The following is a 17,308-nucleotide window of genomic DNA, read 5'->3' as shown; positions in this document are numbered from 1 at the left end:
AAAATTAAAACTTTAAAATTATGTTCGAAGGACAACCTAAAAGTCTTTATGCATTGGCTTTAGCCAACACAGGAGAGCGATTTGGTTACTACACCATGATTGCAGTCTTTGCCCTTTTCCTTAGAGGAAACTTTGGCCTCGAGCCTGGTACAGCAGGAGCTATTTATAGCACCTTTCTTGGATTAGTCTACTTCTTACCACTGGTTGGTGGTATTATGGCAGACAAATTCGGTTATGGTAAGATGGTTACAACCGGTATTATGATTATGTTCATAGGATACCTCTGTTTAGCCATTCCATTAGGAACAAGCACAGTTGCTTTCTCTAGTATGCTAGCTGCTCTGCTTTTAATTTCTTTGGGTACTGGTTTGTTTAAAGGAAACTTACAAGTAATGGTCGGTAATCTTTATGATGCTCAAGGAATGGAAAGCAAACGCGATTCAGGTTTCTCTATTTTCTACATGGCAATTAATATAGGTGCTTTGTTTGCTCCTACTGCTGCTGTGAAAATTCATGATTGGGGAGTAAAATCATTACACATGGACCCCAATTCTGCCTATCACTTGGCATTTGCCGTTGCTTGCGTCTCACTAATCCTTTCTATTGCAATCTATTATGCTTTCCGTCCAGGATTTAAACATTTAGAAGGTAGCACTAAGAAGAAAGAAGAAAAAGCTGGCGCTACAACAGTAGAAGAACTTTCTCCTGCTGAAACAAAAGAACGCATCATAGCCCTCTGCCTCGTTTTTGCTGTTGTAATTTTCTTCTGGATGGCTTTCCATCAAAATGGTCTCACACTAACTTACTTTGCTGACGAATTTGTACAGCCTACAGCAGAAGGTGTGCAGAGTATGGTGTTCGATGTTATTAATCTCTTTATGGTTATCATCATCGTTTATGCTGGTTTCGCATTCTTTGGTGCAAAAACAGGAAAAGCAAGAGGAATTTCAGCGCTCGTTATTCTTGCAGCCTTAGCAGTGATAGCCTATAAATATAGCTGCATAAGTGGTAGTGTAGCTGTTAGTGCTCCTATTTTCCAACAGTTCAATCCATTCTATGTTGTAGCTTTAACTCCTGTTAGTATGGCTATATTCGGTGCATTGGCTCGTAAAGGTAAAGAACCATCTGCTCCACGAAAGATTGCTTATGGTATGCTGATTGCTGGTTGCGGCTTCTTGGTGATGTTGCTCGCTTCTATGGGTCTCAACTCTCCTGATGCACAGAAGGCAGCTGCAGAGGGTGCAAAGACATTTGCATCTCCTAATTGGCTTATTGGAACTTATCTAGTTCTTACCTTTGGTGAGTTATTGCTTAGCCCTATGGGAATATCATTTGTATCAAAGGTTGCTCCTCCAAAGTATAAAGGTGCAATGATGGGCGGCTGGTTTGTTGCAACAGCCTTAGGTAACCTCCTCGTTAGTGTCGGCGGATTCCTCTGGGGTAAGCTTCCATTAACTGTTGTATGGAGCGTATTCATTATTCTTTGTGTTCTATCTGCACTCTTTATGTTCTCTGTTATGAAAAAACTAGAAAAAGTTGCAAAATAATAAAGAGATAGAGATAAATATATATTATTTAAAAGACGTATTGAATGGGTATATTTGATACGTCTTTTTATATATTCCATCTTGCCTATATCCCTATTCTTATTGATTCTGTATAAATTAGATAAGATTTATAAAACAGTACACATTCTGTTTACTTTCATATTCAATAGAATATTTCAGACATAAAAAGAAGTTAAACAGATGTAGTTTCTTTGTTTTAGATATCTATAATGTTCGTTTCAGATATCTGTCACGATTGTTTCAGACGTCTGTCAGTTACGTTTTAGATATCTGTTTTTACTAATTAGATTTCATAGCAAATTACGACCTTTATGATTATATTATAGATTATTTGACAAATGAAGTATTGTGATATTTTTTAATACGCAACAAATGCCATTATCTAGGTCGTATTGTTATTGTTATTTTTATCAAATGGTTTTATTACTTTTAAAACAAGGCTCAATAACTTTTATGAAAAAAGTCATAGGCTTTTGAGAGTAGGTTTAGAATGTTTCTTTTCTATATCCCAAACCTACTTTCGTTCAACTCCTTGTTGGTATATTTTACTCAGACAGTTTTCTGAGCTTCTTTAAGGCGTAATACTATAATCTATCCTTAGTTTTTGGTTTGAACAATCTATTTTGTTTCTTGTTCACGAAACTGCTTCAATTTCTTTTCTATAAATGCAAAGTCGTTGATTGCTCTTATTTTATCTTTTGCACGATCGTACTTTTCTCTCCATTTCCTTACTCCGAAGGCATAGAATTTTAGTCCTTCAGGGGTTAAATCTCCTACCTTGATTTGCGATTCGTTTGTTGCCTTTTCGCCTTTCTTCAACAAGATTCTCGTAGTAAATCCATTGTCTTGGAGAAAATGAACATAATTCTCGAAAAAACGAAATTGTTCTTCTTTAAATTCTTGAGTGTTGTACCTGTTCGAAGATAAGGGCGATTTAAATAGCCAATCTAATTTCTCAATTAATTCTTCTGGATCCATATTTCTTATATAATGATGTTTCTTTAAAAATCGCAATAGCTTTAAACTTTAAAGGACTGAACTACCTTGAAAGCTATTTAGTCCTTTGCTTAGCCATCTTTCTTAATAATTGTATAAAGTTATATGTTTATTTTCCATCTTCAAAACATACATTCGTTTAAGTCCTGATGGGTGGATTTTTTTGCTCTGTTGGTTTTCCGAGTTTCTTAAAGGTGTTATGAACTTAGATACCTTTATTTGTGGTTTGAAGAATCTATTTTGTTTCTTGTTCACGAAACTGCTTCAATTTCTTTTCTATAAATGCAAAGTCGTTGATTGCTCTTATTTTATCTTTTGCACGGTCGTACTTTTCTCTCCATTTTCTTACTCCGAAGGCATAGAATTTTAGTCCTTCAGGGGTTAAATCTCCTACCTTGATTTGCGATTCGTTTGTTGCCTTTTCGCCTTTCTTCAACAAGATTCTCGTAGTAAATCCATTGTCTTGGAGAAAATGAACATAATTCTCGAAAAAACGAAATTGTTCTTCTCTGAATTCTTTAGTGGCATATCTTGGTGATGATACTGGAGAATTTAATATCCATGATAATCTTTCTACAACTCTTTCTTTATCCATGTTTAAGGGCAATAATGATGTTTTTAATCTTTTTGAAGTTTTAAATTAAAAGGGCTGAATAACTATTAAGATAAATCCAGCCCTTTATTAAACTACTTTCTTAATGATTGTTGAAAGTAATATGTTTGTTTTTTGGGAATTACCAAAGGTCTAAACGCTGTTCTTTTGGCAAGTACAGCTTGTCGCCAGGCTTCACATTGAAAGCATCGTACCATGCGTCGATGTGTGGCAAAGCACCATTTACGCGCCATTCGCCTAACGAGTGTGGGTCGCTCTTAGTACGATTGCGTATTTCAGCTTCAGTAATGTTAGCTGCCCATACACCTGCATAAGCAAGGAAGAAACGCTGTTCTGGTGTGAAACCAAAGATGTTTTGCGACTTTTTGCCCTTCATTGCATTCTTCAAAGCATTGTAAGCCACCATTAAACCTCCGTGGTCGGCAAGGTTTTCACCCATAGTAAGCTTTCCATTTGCTTTGAGGTCTGGAAGTACACTAATGTTGCTGAAGAATTCACCGAATGGAGTTGTGCGAGCTTTAAACTTGTCGCCATCTCCCTTAGCCCACCAGTCTCTCATGTTTCCGTCCTTATCGTAGTTACGACCATTGTCGTCGAAACCATGAGTCATTTCGTGTCCAATTACCACACCGATAGCTCCATAGTTGAAGGCGTCGTCAGCAGTCGGGTCGAAGAATGGGTACTGAAGAATACCTGCAGGGAAACAAATCTCGTTAGTGGTAGGGTTGTAATATGCGTTTACAGTTTGTGGAGTCATATACCACTTATCCTTATCAACTGGTTTTCCAGCAGTTTCGTCGAGATTTACCTTATGCCAGAACTTACGGCAGTTCATAACATTATCGTAATACGACTTGCTTGGGTCAATGGTAAGCGAGCTTAAATCTTGCCACTTGTTAGGATAACCAACCTTAACGTAGAAAGTAGATAACTTTTCGAGTGCAGCCTTCTTAGTTTCTTCGCTCATCCAACTTTGTGCTTTGATGCGCTCAGCCAAACTAACCTCAAGATTTTTGATGAGTTGCTCCATGCGTTGTTTGCTGCTTGCAGGGAAATAACGTTCGCAATATATTTTGCCGAGTGCTTCGCCCATTTGACTTTCAATCTGTTGTGTAGCACGTTTCCAACGTGGATAATCTTGCTTTGTGCCACGCATTGTCTTGCTGAAGAAGTTGAAGTATTCAGCACGGACGTCATCGCTGAGATAGTTTGCAGCTTCAAGAATAACCTCCCACTCCATACGAGCACGAAGTTCGTTTGCAGTTTCAGTCTCTATCAACTTGTCTACTCCTACTAAGAACTTAGGCTGACCAACTACCATTTCCTGTATATCAGCAGACTTTACCCCGTCGGCATTAAGCAATTGTTCCAAACGAATATTAGGATATTTAGCCTTAAAGTCTGCCAATGTCATCTTGTTATAATTAGCAGCAGCATCGCGAAGCTCAGTTCTGCTCTTTGAAATCAGTGCAATAGCTGTTTCATAACGCATAATATAGTTACTATTCTGTTCAGCTTGAGCCTTAGAGAAACCGAAAAGTTCAAACATATTTACAATGAACTTCTTAAACGCATTACGTATTTCGGTTGTTGACTTATCGTTGTCAAGATAGTAATCCTTCTGACCTAAAGTTAAACCACTCTGACTAACGTTAAGAATATTCATCTTCGCGTTCTTCTCATCAGCACCAAATCCATAGCTGATAGGCAAACCATAGCTTTGACTTGCATATTTCAACTGAATCTTACGTAGGTCTGCTAAAGTCTTAGCATTCTCAATTTCGTTGAGCAATGGCATTACTGGGGCAACACCTTCTTTATTTCTACGCACAGAGTCCATAGCGAGTTTGTAAAAATCGCTCAGCTTTTGTTCAACACTTCCAGGCTTTGCTTTAGCCTTAAGCAGACTTGTAAGAATTGTGTTGATACGCTTGTTGTTGTCTTCACCTAATTGGTCAAAAGAACCATAACGTGAATAAGCTGCAGGCAATGGGTTGTTTTTCTGCCAGCCACCTGTCGCAAACTGATAGAAGTCATCAGCTGGACGTACCGATTTGTCGAGATTACTTTCCTTTATACCAGCTTGCTTTTGAGCAAAACCAGTCATAGGAACAGCAGCAATCATCATCATTGGTAAGATTGTTTTAATGTTCATTTTAAATGATTTTAGTTTAAAACTTCTCGTTAATATATCACCCTTAAAACTAAACGCATGTTCTACAAGTTCAATATAAACGAAAAAGATTGTTGATTTATTTATTGAATTTAATTACTTTTCCTTATTCATCGAGCAACCTTTCCAACGCTTCTGAAAGCTCAAGCCATTGCTCGTTTTCTCTATCTAGATAGCGTTGCAGGTCGGTGTATTCAGTAACGAGTTCCATATTCGACGCATTCTCAGCAACCATCAATAGTTCGTCAAGTTCAGCTTTACGCTCTTCCATCTTGGCAATCTTCTTTTCAGAGTCTTCTACTGCGCGCTGTGCTTTCCTTATTTTCTTCTGTTGTTCTTTGCGTTCTGCGTAGGAAGCTGCACCAGATGAAGGTTGAGCTGCCGTTTCTTGCTTTGCATTTAGTATATTTTCTGCTTCAGCTGCAATGTTGTTTGCACTTGCTTTACTCAAACTTTCTTGTATTGTTTCAGCATTATGAGCACGTAGATAGTCGTAAATTCCACCTAAATGCTCACGCACTTTACCTCCACCGAATTCATAAACCTTACTTACTAATCCGTCTAAAAACTCTCTATCGTGCGAAACAATAATGGCTGTTCCATCGAAAGCTTTAATAGCTTCTTTCAAAACCTCTTTCGACGTAATATCCAAGTGGTTTGTAGGTTCGTCCAGAATTAAAAGATTAACAGGTTCCAATAATAGTTTTATCATTGCTAAACGTGAACGTTCGCCACCTGAAAGTACTTTGACTTTCTTCTCAGACGTTTCTCCACCAAACATAAAAGCACCTAAAAGGTCGTTAATCTTCAAACGCATATCGCCTTTTGCCACTTGGTCTATGGTTTCAAAAATTGTTAAGCTTTCATCTAAAAGCTGGGCTTGATTTTGTGCAAAATAGCCAATCTGAACATTATGCCCTATCTTTAAGTTACCATCGAATGGTATTTCTCCCATTATACACTTCACAAGTGTAGACTTTCCTTCACCATTCTTGCCGACAAAAGCTACTTTCTCGCCTCGCTTAATGGTCATATCTACCTTATCGAAAACAAGTCGTGGAGGATATTCTTTGCGCACATTGTCGCCTATAACTGGATAATCGCCGCTTCGTAAACATGGTGGGAACTTTAACCGCATAGCTGAATTATCAACCTCATCTACCTCTATAGGGACAATTTTCTCCAATTGTTTTATGCGTTGCTGAACCTGTACAGCCTTAGTTGCTTGATAACGAAATCTATCTATAAAAGCTTTTATATCTGCTATTTCCTTTTGTTGGTTTTCATACGCACGCATCTGCTGTTCTCTACGTTCTTTACGTAAAACAAGATATTCATCGTATTTCACTTTGTAATCCTCTACCCTGCCACATGTTATTTCTAATGTACGGTTAGTTACATTATTAATAAATGCACGGTCGTGAGATACTAACACTACAGCTTTGGCACTTTGAGCAAGAAATTGTTCTAACCATTGTATAGACTCAATGTCCAAATGGTTGGTTGGCTCATCAAGTAATAGTACATCGGGGCGGCGTAAAAGTATCTTTGCCAACTCTATACGCATACGCCAACCACCAGAGAATTCAGACGTAGGACGATCGAAATCTGTACGTTCAAAGCCTAACCCTGTCAGTGTCCGCTCTATTTCTGCTTCGTAGTTTTCACCGCCAAGTAACATAAAACGTTCATGCTCCTGCGTAAATTTTTCGACCAATTCAGCATAACTTCCACTTTCATAGTCGGTACGTTCAGCCATTTCTTGCTGCATACGCTCCAACTTTTCTTTCATTTTGGTAGCATCTGCAAATGCCTTACGCGTTTCTTCTTTTACCGTAGTATCGTCAGATAACTTCATAACCTGTGGTAAATAGCCTATTGTGGTATCATTTGGAACAGCTACTACACCTGCTGTGGGACGTTGTAAACCACAGAGTATTTTAAGCATTGTAGATTTCCCCGCTCCATTTTTGCCGACTAAAGCTATACGATCACGGTCGTTTACCACGAAAGAAACATCATGAAAGAGTGGCTTTACAGCAAACTCAACTTTTAAACCTTCGATTGACAGCATCTATTTTTTGTTTTCTCCCTAATTAACGATTGCAAAGATACGCAATAATTTCGTAATTCTTAGTAGCCAACCTTACTTTTATCCATATAGTGAGTTTGATTTACAAGTAGGTATCACAAGAAAATGTATGATTATATAGGGATATTATAAGAAGGAGATTGTTAAATTGAGAAAAGACTCAATAGAAAATAGATGGGAATACTTTTAATAAGAAAAGGCTTATAATGTATTCCATTTATACATAAATTAAAATTAATAATCTGTTGTGAATATGATACTTATAAAATATAATTAAATTAAAAGATTACAGATATTATAAGCCATATATCTTAAGCTGAATAAATATATTTTGCGTATTACAGTATAGACTCATAACAGTTGTAGTTTTTTGTGATATCTATTTTGTTACTGATAGACGTCTGAAACGAAACTCATAGATATCTGTAACGAGACTTACAGATATCTGAAACAAAAGTAACAAAATTAGGAATATTATATTTGTTTTATGCGTAAATAATAGATGCGTCTAATAAATCTTCCACTATATTCTTATTAAGTCTACATAGTCGATATACTAGATTGATTATATAGGCGTATACAATTTTAAATTGGTTGTTTAATATTCTTCATACTCAAACCTATTCTATTTCGCTTAGAATCTATCTCTATAACCTTAACATATATGTGTTGATGTAAATGTACAATAGTGTTAGGATTAGAAACAAACTTACTATTTAATTGTGAGATGTGTACAAGCCCATCTTGGTGAACCCCAACATCTACAAAGACACCAAAGTTTGTTATATTAGTTACTATTCCAGGCAATTCCATACCTTCTTTAAGGTCTGCAATTGTATGCACAGATTTATCGAATTCAAATTCTTTCAGCTGTTCACGTGGGTCTCGTCCAGGTTTCTCTAATTCGTGCAAGATGTCATTCAGTGTTAGTAAACCAACTTCGGTTGATACAAATTCTTCTAGGTTGATATGTTCTAACAGTTTCTTATTGTTTATAAGTTCCTTTACTGTACAATTTTTATTTTTTGCCATAGCTTCAACAATATGATAGCTTTCAGGGTGTACAGCCGAATTGTCGAGTGGATTCTTTGCGTTTGGTATTCGTAAAAAACCTGCACTTTGCTGATATGCCACTGTTCCAAGTCGAGGAACCTTCTTTAGTTGTGTACGCGATGTAAAAGCACCGTGTTCTTTTCTATAATCAACTATATTCTGTGCTAATACTGGACCCAATCCACTAACATACATCAATAAGTGTTTTGATGCTGTATTAAGATTCACACCTACTTGATTCACACAGCTTTCTACAGTTAAGTCTAAAGAACGCCGTAGTTCAGCCTGGTCTACATCGTGCTGATACTGTCCGACGCCAATACTTTTAGGATCTATCTTCACAAGTTCTGCCAATGGGTCTATTAGTCTCCTACCTATAGATACGGCTCCTCGTGTTGTTACATCTTCATTAGGAAATTCTTCTCGCGCAATAGCAGAAGCCGAATAAATAGAAGCGCCATCTTCGCTTACGACAAATACTTTTGGAGTTTCTTTCCCAGCTTCAGATAAATGTGTTATACAATCGGTAACAAATTCTTTCGACTCTCTACTCGCTGTTCCGTTTCCTATAGCTATCGCTTCTATGTGATATTGATTTATCATACGTATCATAGCCACTGTTGCCTGTGCGTAGAGTCGCTTTGGTGGATGTGGATAGATTATCTCGTGATGCAACAGACTTCCTTGTGCATCTAAACAAGCTATTTTGCTACCATTGCTATAACCCGGATCAAGAGCCAAAACTCTTTTCTGACCGAGTGGAGCAGACAGTAACAGTTGGCGCAAATTCTCAGTAAATACCTTTATAGCGTCCTCATCGGCTTTCTCTTTACTTAATCGGGCAAATTCATTCTCGATGCTTGGATTAATTAAACGTTTAAAACTATCTTCAATAGCTTCAGCTACTAAAGTTTGGCAAGCCCCTTTACCATGTACAAACTGCCGATTCAATCGTTCAATACAATCCTTTTCATCAATCGAAATGCTAACACGCAGTATTCCAAGAGTTTCGCCTCTTCGCATAGCTAATAGCCTATGACTGTTGCAGCTTCGCAATGGTTCTGAAAAATCAAAGTAGTCAGAATACTTCTGTGCCACATCAGTACTTTTCATCTTTTTTATAACCATAGAAGATAACACAGCATCTCGCTTATACATATTACGCACAGTATTCCGTGCCTGCTGGTTTTCACTCACCATTTCGGCAATAATATCTTTTGCTCCTTGTAGCGCTGCTATCTCGTTTTCCACATTCCCTCTTACAAAACGCTTACTTGCAACTATTGGATTCTGTTCTTTCTGCATCAATAACAACATAGCCAATGGCTCAAGTCCCTGTTCGCGTGCTATTTGAGCTTTAGTTCTTCGTTTGGGCTTAAATGGCAAATACAAGTCTTCCAACACCGTATTATCCCAACAATTTGCAATTTTATTTTCCAAATCGTTGGTAAGCTTTCCTTGTTCACCTATTGTTCTTAAAATAGTATCCTTACGTTTATCTATTTCTATCAGACGCACGTTCATTTCTGCAATATGTGTAATTTGCAGCTCATCGAGGTTTCCCGTACGTTCCTTTCGATATCTTGCAATAAAAGGAATAGTACAGCCTTCTTTCAATAGCGTTAATGTTGCATCAACATTTCGTTCAGGTAAATTAAGCGTTTTTGCTATATGTTTTGTATATGTGTTCATTTTCTAACTTTTGGTTGGATGCAAATTTACATAGAAATCTTGAAATATAGGAGTATTTACTTACACTAAGTAACTCTTATATGATATATTTCTAATTAGTAGTATATTGTATATTGTGGCTACCAAAAAGTTTCCATCTTATATTACTTCACCTATTCTGTCTACGCTAAAATGGTTATGTAGAGTACTTCTTTTGTATTTTAGAAATGAAAGATAGTGAAGTGGGAATAATGCTAAAAGTTATTACAGTAATTGTATGTCTATACGCTCAAACAATAGAGCTATGCAAACTAAATTAACTCTCTAATTATATTTTGTAGCTACATTCCTTTTCTATTTATTATTTTATATCTACCTTTGTATTATAAAAGCTAACAAGATATAACTATTTATGAAAGTAGGATTATTTATTCCATGCTATGTTGATACTTTATATCCAGAGGTAGGCATTGCCACTTATAAACTTCTACGTGGGTTGAACCTTGATGTAGAGTATCCAGAACGGCAGACTTGTTGTGGACAACCAATGGCGAATGGTGGTTTCCAACGTATGTCGAAGAATTTAGTTGAAAAATTTGAAGATGTGTTTAAGGATTATGATTATATAGTAACTCCAAGTGTTTCATGTGCAGCTTTTGTACAGTTCAACCACCCGCAACTTCATAAACATAAATGTTCTACACCTGAGAAAACGTTAGAGTTGGTGCAATTCTTACACGATGTCTTAAAAGTTAAGCAGCTTCCAGGAAAGTTTGAACATATAGTTTCAGTTCATAATTCGTGTCATGGAGTACGCGAGCTACGATTGAGCTCACCATCAGAAGAACATATTCCAAGATATAGCAAGATAGTAGATCTTCTAAGTCTAAAAGAAGGTATAACGGTAAAAGAACCAGAACGTATAGACGAATGCTGTGGATTTGGCGGTATGTTTGCTATAGAAGAACCAGATGTAAGTAGCCGTATGGGCGATGATAAAGTAAAACGCCACATAGCTACAGGTGCTGAATTTATTACTGGACCAGACTCATCTTGTTTAATGCACATGCAAGGAATTGCACACAAAAAGCACTACAATATTCAATTTAAGCACATTGCTGAGATTTTAGCAGCTGGTATTTAGGTTATAACGAAGAAAGAATAGAGATGGCAACAAGTCATGCAAAGAAAGCGGCAAAGTTTATATCAGACCCCGAAAGAGTAACCCGACACGACCAAACGTTTTGGGGACTTAGAGAAAAACGAGATATACAAGCAGCAATGCTTCCCGAATGGGAAGATTTAAGAGAACATGCGAGCGAGATAAAGGAGCACACACTAACACATTTGGCTGATTATCTAGACGAATTCTCAAGGAACTTAGAGAGCAATGGTGTTATTGTTCATTGGGCAAAAGATGCCCAAGAATTTAACGAGATTGCATACAGCATATTAGCAGAGCATAATGTGAAGAAGCTGGTGAAGTCTAAATCGATGCTAACTGAAGAGTGTGAAATGAACAAATACCTTATAGCAAAAGGTATTGATGTTGTAGAAACCGACTTGGGTGAGCGCATATTGCAGCTGATGAACTTAAAACCTGCACACATAGTGGTTCCAGCAGCTCATATTACACGCGATGAAGTTGGTGAATTGTTCGAGAAAGATGGTATATCAAAGGATATAGGTAATCACGATCCCACCTATCTAACACAATGCGCACGCTATAGTCTACGACAAGAATTTATAGAAGCTGATGCTGGTATGACGGGCTGCAACTTTGGTGTAGCTTCAACGGGCGATTGTGTGGTGTGCACAAACGAAGGAAATGCTGATATGAGTACTTCCATTCCAAAACTGCATATAGTGTCAATGGGTATAGATAAGGTTATTCCAAACTATGATGCACTGGCTGTGTTCCAACGCCTATTGGCCCGAAGCGCAACCGGACAGCCTTCTGTATCCTTTACTTCTCAGTTTCGTAAAGCTCGTCCAGGAGCAGAAATGCACGTTATTTTGGTAGACAACGGACGAAGCAATATTATAGCAGACCAATTGCACTGGCGAACAGCTAAATGCATTCGTTGTGGTGCATGTATGAATACATGCCCTGTTTATCGCCGTTCAATGGGCTATTCATACAATTATTTTATTCCTGGACCAATAGGGATTAATCTCGGAATGGTACACAATCCGAAAAAACACAGTGGAAATGTTTCAGCTTGCTCTCTCTGTTTAAGCTGCGACCTTGTTTGTCCAGTAAAAGTGGCACCTGGTAGCCAAATTTATTATTGGCGTCAAGCGTTGGAGGGATTTGGTACAGAAAATAAAGAGAAAAAATATATGTCGGTTGCAATGACCGAACTATACCAACACCCTGCAATTTACAGCGTTGCTACAAAATATGCGCATTTCGCTAATATTATCCCACAAAAAATGATGGATGTAAAACCGAATACATGGAGTGTGGGACACGATATGCCACACTTCCCTAAGAAAACATTCCATACACTTTATAAGCAGATGATGGAAGAAGAAAAAGAGAAAGAGAAGGGAATAAAATAATGTATTATGGTTTCATAAACGAAGGCCAAGATGAAGAAAGAAGAATTACTCGATAAATTACGTCGTAACATCACACAGCAATTCGATATGCCAACCAAACCTGTACAAGGAATTGTTTATACCGATGTCGTAAAAGAGTTCATAGGTATGTCTAAGACAGTTGGCTCAAAGGTAATAGAGGTGAAGAAAGGAGACAACCTAAACGTTGTAATAAGGGAAGCCTGTCCCAATGCAAAAATATTTGCATCGAACGTAGAGGGGATTGAAGCTGATTTAAATCCAGATACTATCGCTTCTGCAGCCGATTTAAATGGAACAGACGTAGGCATTGTACAAGGAGAGGTTGGAGTTGCAGAAAATGGTTGTATATGGATACCGCAAACAATGAAAGAGCGCGCCGTATGCTTTATTTCAGAAGAATTAGTCATCTTGCTCAGTAAAAGCAATGTTGTTAATAACATGCATGAAGCTTACAAACGTATAAAGATGACTAATTATGGATATGGTGTCTTTATTTCAGGACCAAGCAAGACTGCTGACATAGAGCAAGCATTAGTAATGGGTGCACAAGCAGCTCGTGGTGTTACGGTTATTCTTATAGAATAAGTAAAGTGGTATAGAAAGAAATAATTCAGCGCACCAGTTTCTTCGCAGGCATACAACGAATGGACTATATAGACAATAGGTACACAAGTTTTATGTGTATATGCTGGTATGGTGAATCGGCTACTATACCTATAGAAGAGCATAATATATATCTGAGAACAGTAGAAAATAGATTCGGAGATTATAAACAGCGTTTACTCTTTATTCATAAGATAAATAGACGCTCTCAGATATTTAGAAAAATATTTTAAATATAGTCATCTTTGTTTCAGATATCTGTCGCGTGCGTCACAGATATCTGTCGCATACATCACAGATATCTGTTTGTTTCCTTTCAGATATCTATTATTTCCATATTAGATATAACGACAAGTTACAATCTTTATAACTTCATATTATAATACCTGAAATATATTTATTCAAATGAGTGTTATGAATTCTTTTATTTTGCATTGTTTTAATTCAAACTCTGTCATAAGTCTCTGAACAATAATATGTTGTTCGAGTTTATGTTGAATATAATAGAAATACATTATAGGTACTCTCTTTTCTAAAGTCTGTTCATCTTTTTCCTACTAATCCACTATTATACCAACCAAAGGCAGACTATACATATATATTATAACCTTATTCTCAGAGCTATGTTCTACCTGTAAATCTACTTTTTTATGCGCAAAGGATAGGTAATAATAATTTCCGTTAGGTCTGCCTTTGTGGAATGCGCCTTGACATTAATGCCAAACTTCAGTCCATTGAGTGATGGGAACGAATAATTTACACCAACTCGTTCGTATATCCTTCCACCTAATTCTCTATCTATTGTACCCATTCGTCGATACAAATAACTTCCTAATGAAACATTTAGCGATAGATTATTGTAGAAAATTTCGTGTTTTCCTGCAATACCAATCGACCAAGGTTTGCAATTAATGGGATTGCCGTTGTTAAGTTCCAATTGTTCTATATGTGGTGCGTATGTGTTATAAAAAGCATCTATTCCTATACCCGATGCCCATCTACGTGCATAACGACACATTAAATTGGCTTGCAACGAATAGGTAGCATATCGCTTAAAATTTCCAGTACGATAATTGGGCTCCGATTTTGATGTACGGAATTGTGTTATTTGCCAATCTTCAACCAAAGTTTTAGCACCAACACCAACTGTAAAATCTAAGTAAAAATACTTTTTGAATGGAGTAGATTTAAAACAGTTGTGAGTTCCAATGAGCGTTTCGTAATAAGGATAATAAACTATACCAATTGATGGGCCTACACTGTTTGAGCCTTTATTTGGATGATAAAGAGCACCATTGCTATGATGAACAAACTCTAAGCTTGCTCTTACTCCCCATTCTGAAGAAAATCGGTAGGTTTGATGAATACCAGCACCGAAATATATGAGGAAAGGTGTTCCTATGAAATCGTTGTCAATATTATTATATTTATTGTACCATTTGTTTGTGTAGCCAACTCCACCACTTAATGAATAAGAAGTTTCCCAATGTTGGTTACGATGAATAGCACGCTGAAACGTACCATACAATGAAAGAGTATTGCCTAAATGAGAATTGTATGGAACTTCTTCTATTTTACTCCAAGCATAATCGGGAGAACGATGAAAACAAATACTATTGTTTAATGTATAACGTAAACCGATAGACAAAGAAGGATAATTAAAATCTTTTGCGTATAAATTATTATCAGAAGGAAGATGAATATGATTTAATTCTACAGCGATGGAGCCATTATTGTTTTCTTTTAGATATTTACGTTGATTTTTATCTAATGCGATAACTTTACTTTTCATCACACTTGCAGTAAAGCCCCAATGTTTAATTGAGTCTTTTCCAATAGTCTCTGCTTGTATTATTACATTGATACATACAATTAATAATGTAATTACATATAATCTTTTTTTTATACTCATAAAACAATTATTTGTAAGAGTCTACCCTTCTCGATAGTTATTTTTCTCATATTCGTGAAATTATATTGCTATAACTCTTTAAATGTATCATTCTTGGAATAGTAATCTAATGCAGAGATATAATCCTCAATTGTAGGATTATCTTTTTGCTCAAGAACATTCAATAGCACATCTTCGAATTGTTCTCCATAGTATAATAAACTTAGATTCTCCTTAATAATAAAGTCGGGATAGATATCTTTATCATCGTCAGATACGGTTGGATATAAGTCCAAATAACAAATAAGTTCAGGAGTTAGAGTCTTCTTATGAGCATACAAACAATAATCTTCGTCCGTAAATCCATTCTCTTTGACTTCTTTAGATATTATTTCTAATATCATATTTAGCTGATAAGGCACTTGTAGATTGAGTTCTTGCATCTTTTATATCTCCTTAATAGTATATAGGATTTGATTAGAAATGTACTTTCAGAAGTATTCTGGATCTAGCAGAACCCAAATATCCGTTCCACGTTTTTGTTTGTTTGTATGGCAATCTCATTTTCTGTTGTATTATAAACTTCTGCTAATTTAGCAACAATGTGTACCAGAAACGAGCTTTCGTTGCGTTTTCCCCGTAAAGGAACTGGGGCCATATAAGGAGAATCAGTTTCAAGAACAATACGCTGTAAAGAAACAGATTTTAGTGTTTCTGGTAGGTTCGACTTTTTGAAAGTTAATACTCCACCTATTCCTAATACGAAATTATTAAATGACAATAACTCTGCAGCCTCTTTTTCGTTACCTGTGAAGCAATGAAATACGCCACCAGGCAGCTGACTCTGATACTTTTTAAGTATCTTCACCATTTCATTTTGTGCCTTCCTACAATGAATCATTAGTGGCAAACGTGTCTCAATAGACCATTTTACTTGTTCTTCAAAAGCCTCCAATTGTTCTTTCTCAAATTCTCTGCTCCAATAAAAGTCTAATCCAACCTCTCCAACAGCAATATATTTACTGCTTGCAAGTAGTGTTTCTTTCATTTTCTCAAGTATCTCTTTATAATTTGCTTTCACTTCTTCTGGGTGCAAACCAATCATTGGATAAGCAAAGTCTGGAAATTGTTGACAGACATTATTTATTGATTCTATAGAACTTAAGTCGATTGCGGGCACAAATGCTTTTGATACACCAACACCTTTAGCTCTTTGTACTACATCTTGAATGTCGTCTTTAAATTCTATTCCGTCTAAGTGGGTATGTGTGTCTATTATCATTTCTCTTTATTTTAGTTTTGTCTGCTAAACCAGCTTATTAATTTCATTTTACTCATGTCACTATAATCTTTCTTCGTTCTTTCTATAATAGTATATAACTCCGAACTTACTACATTGCTCATACCGTTCTTTCGGTGGTAGATTTGCGAAATGAGCCTCGATAACATTCCATAATTCTAAGATTAAATCATCAATAGTAGGACGCAATTCAGCCATAACCCTATTATCTCTATTGGTACGGGCTTGTAGTTTTCGCTGTGCAGTATAAGCTTCATTATATATATCGAAATGAGTTGCCACCATTCCTATTGAAGGATTATAGATGGGTTTCCCACCTTGTTTAATTCTTTCTTTTTCTCCTTTTATAATTCTCGGTGCCCAAAGCAATACCCCATCTGCCGACTTTATATTTGGCAATGATGTTGCATCTTCGTCTAACTCATAAAGAAGTAATTTCTTTCGTTTAATTTCACCGCGTTCCACCGACATTAAAAGTACTTGTATAAAATGACTAAGAAACATACAAGCGCGATATTGTAAGCCATCTATCTTCTTTGCATTTCTAGCTTGTGCTGATAACGATATTTTATACTGCTCGGTGGCTGTGAGTAAACGGTCGTGAAGTGGCTGAGCACTATTTATTAGCTTCCAATCAATGAATTTATTTCTTGCAGTATAAATATCATTGTTGTCTAATAGCGTCTTTAGAGCCTTTAGTCGGGCAGCATCAGTTTTGGGTAGACGTCTGTACGGCATAATAAAGTCTTTTTATTAAAAATG

13 protein-coding genes are annotated in these 17,308 nt (G+C 36.6%); 4 read left to right on the top strand and 9 right to left on the bottom strand.

Going from position 1 to position 17,308, the window contains the following annotated elements:
• Window positions 1–20: 20 nt before the first annotated feature.
• Window positions 21–1,547 carry a peptide MFS transporter gene (locus tag DX009_RS05275; RefSeq protein WP_115083259.1) on the top strand — a complete coding sequence of 509 codons (1,527 nt, stop codon included), beginning with the start codon at window positions 21–23 and terminating at the stop codon, window positions 1,545–1,547.
• 639 nt (window positions 1,548–2,186) lie between these two features.
• Here DX009_RS05275 and DX009_RS05270 read toward each other — a convergent pair.
• From DX009_RS05270 to DX009_RS05250, 5 genes are all read right to left on the bottom strand, one after another.
• Window positions 2,187–2,546, bottom strand: coding sequence for a cyclopropane-fatty-acyl-phospholipid synthase (locus DX009_RS05270; protein WP_115083258.1), 360 nt, complete (start codon window positions 2,544–2,546; stop codon window positions 2,187–2,189).
• A gap of 253 nt (window positions 2,547–2,799) precedes the next feature.
• Complete coding sequence (locus DX009_RS05265; RefSeq protein WP_115083257.1) at window positions 2,800–3,159, bottom strand: cyclopropane-fatty-acyl-phospholipid synthase; 360 nt, start codon at window positions 3,157–3,159, stop codon at window positions 2,800–2,802.
• A gap of 139 nt (window positions 3,160–3,298) precedes the next feature.
• Complete coding sequence (locus DX009_RS05260) at window positions 3,299–5,332, bottom strand: M13 family metallopeptidase (RefSeq protein ID WP_115083256.1); 2,034 nt, start codon at window positions 5,330–5,332, stop codon at window positions 3,299–3,301.
• Window positions 5,333–5,456: 124 nt separating this feature from the next.
• The gene (gene abc-f / locus DX009_RS05255) at window positions 5,457–7,424 is read right to left on the bottom strand and encodes a ribosomal protection-like ABC-F family protein (RefSeq protein WP_115083255.1); all 1,968 of its coding nucleotides are present in this window, start codon (window positions 7,422–7,424) and stop codon (window positions 5,457–5,459) included.
• A gap of 603 nt (window positions 7,425–8,027) precedes the next feature.
• Window positions 8,028–10,187 carry a Tex family protein gene (locus DX009_RS05250; protein WP_115083254.1) on the bottom strand — a complete coding sequence of 720 codons (2,160 nt, stop codon included), beginning with the start codon at window positions 10,185–10,187 and terminating at the stop codon, window positions 8,028–8,030.
• 391 nt (window positions 10,188–10,578) lie between these two features.
• Here DX009_RS05250 and DX009_RS05245 point away from each other — a divergent pair, with 391 nt between their 5' ends.
• The 3 genes from DX009_RS05245 to DX009_RS05235 are packed head-to-tail and all read left to right on the top strand — an operon-like array spanning window position 10,579 to window position 13,337.
• Window positions 10,579–11,310, top strand: coding sequence for a (Fe-S)-binding protein (locus DX009_RS05245; RefSeq protein WP_006044866.1), 732 nt, complete (start codon window positions 10,579–10,581; stop codon window positions 11,308–11,310).
• Between the two features lie 23 nt (window positions 11,311–11,333).
• On the top strand, window positions 11,334–12,731 hold the full coding sequence (locus DX009_RS05240; RefSeq protein WP_115083253.1) for a lactate utilization protein B: 1,398 nt from the start codon (window positions 11,334–11,336) through the stop codon (window positions 12,729–12,731).
• Between the two features lie 30 nt (window positions 12,732–12,761).
• Window positions 12,762–13,337, top strand: coding sequence for a LutC/YkgG family protein (locus tag DX009_RS05235; protein ID WP_115083252.1), 576 nt, complete (start codon window positions 12,762–12,764; stop codon window positions 13,335–13,337).
• Window positions 13,338–13,995: 658 nt separating this feature from the next.
• Here the strand turns inward: DX009_RS05235 and DX009_RS05230 are convergent.
• The 4 genes from DX009_RS05230 to DX009_RS05215 all read right to left on the bottom strand — a co-directional run bounded on the left by DX009_RS05230 (window position 13,996) and on the right by DX009_RS05215 (window position 17,284).
• The gene (locus DX009_RS05230) at window positions 13,996–15,267 is read right to left on the bottom strand and encodes an acyloxyacyl hydrolase (RefSeq protein WP_115083251.1); all 1,272 of its coding nucleotides are present in this window, start codon (window positions 15,265–15,267) and stop codon (window positions 13,996–13,998) included.
• Between the two features lie 68 nt (window positions 15,268–15,335).
• Complete coding sequence (locus tag DX009_RS05225) at window positions 15,336–15,689, bottom strand: DUF7716 domain-containing protein (protein ID WP_147278667.1); 354 nt, start codon at window positions 15,687–15,689, stop codon at window positions 15,336–15,338.
• 65 nt (window positions 15,690–15,754) lie between these two features.
• Entirely contained in the window at window positions 15,755–16,528 is a 774-nt protein-coding gene (locus DX009_RS05220) for a TatD family hydrolase (protein ID WP_115083249.1), read from the bottom strand.
• 60 nt (window positions 16,529–16,588) lie between these two features.
• Window positions 16,589–17,284 carry a hypothetical protein gene (locus DX009_RS05215; RefSeq protein WP_115083248.1) on the bottom strand — a complete coding sequence of 232 codons (696 nt, stop codon included), beginning with the start codon at window positions 17,282–17,284 and terminating at the stop codon, window positions 16,589–16,591.
• Window positions 17,285–17,308: the final 24 nt, after the last annotated feature.

This window comes from Prevotella pallens, assembly GCF_900454935.1.
Classification (GTDB): Bacteria; Bacteroidota; Bacteroidia; order Bacteroidales; family Bacteroidaceae; genus Prevotella; species Prevotella pallens.
Note: the sequence above shows the minus strand (reverse complement) of the source record. Positions and strands in the feature narration are given on the sequence as shown.

Coding starts and splice junctions, on each gene's coding strand:
- abc-f (WP_115083255.1), bottom strand. CDS start 7,424: ATGCTGTCAATCGAAGGTTTAAAAGTTGAGTTTGCTGTAAAGCCACTC.
- DX009_RS05235 (WP_115083252.1), top strand. CDS start 12,762: ATGAAGAAAGAAGAATTACTCGATAAATTACGTCGTAACATCACACAG.
- DX009_RS05270 (WP_115083258.1), bottom strand. CDS start 2,546: ATGGATCCAGAAGAATTAATTGAGAAATTAGATTGGCTATTTAAATCG.
- DX009_RS05265 (WP_115083257.1), bottom strand. CDS start 3,159: ATGGATAAAGAAAGAGTTGTAGAAAGATTATCATGGATATTAAATTCT.
- DX009_RS05240 (WP_115083253.1), top strand. CDS start 11,334: ATGGCAACAAGTCATGCAAAGAAAGCGGCAAAGTTTATATCAGACCCC.
- DX009_RS05225 (WP_147278667.1), bottom strand. CDS start 15,689: ATGCAAGAACTCAATCTACAAGTGCCTTATCAGCTAAATATGATATTA.
- DX009_RS05230 (WP_115083251.1), bottom strand. CDS start 15,267: ATGAGTATAAAAAAAAGATTATATGTAATTACATTATTAATTGTATGT.
- DX009_RS05275 (WP_115083259.1), top strand. CDS start 21: ATGTTCGAAGGACAACCTAAAAGTCTTTATGCATTGGCTTTAGCCAAC.
- DX009_RS05260 (WP_115083256.1), bottom strand. CDS start 5,332: ATGAACATTAAAACAATCTTACCAATGATGATGATTGCTGCTGTTCCT.
- DX009_RS05215 (WP_115083248.1), bottom strand. CDS start 17,284: ATGCCGTACAGACGTCTACCCAAAACTGATGCTGCCCGACTAAAGGCT.
- DX009_RS05245 (WP_006044866.1), top strand. CDS start 10,579: ATGAAAGTAGGATTATTTATTCCATGCTATGTTGATACTTTATATCCA.
- DX009_RS05220 (WP_115083249.1), bottom strand. CDS start 16,528: ATGATAATAGACACACATACCCACTTAGACGGAATAGAATTTAAAGAC.
- DX009_RS05250 (WP_115083254.1), bottom strand. CDS start 10,187: ATGAACACATATACAAAACATATAGCAAAAACGCTTAATTTACCTGAA.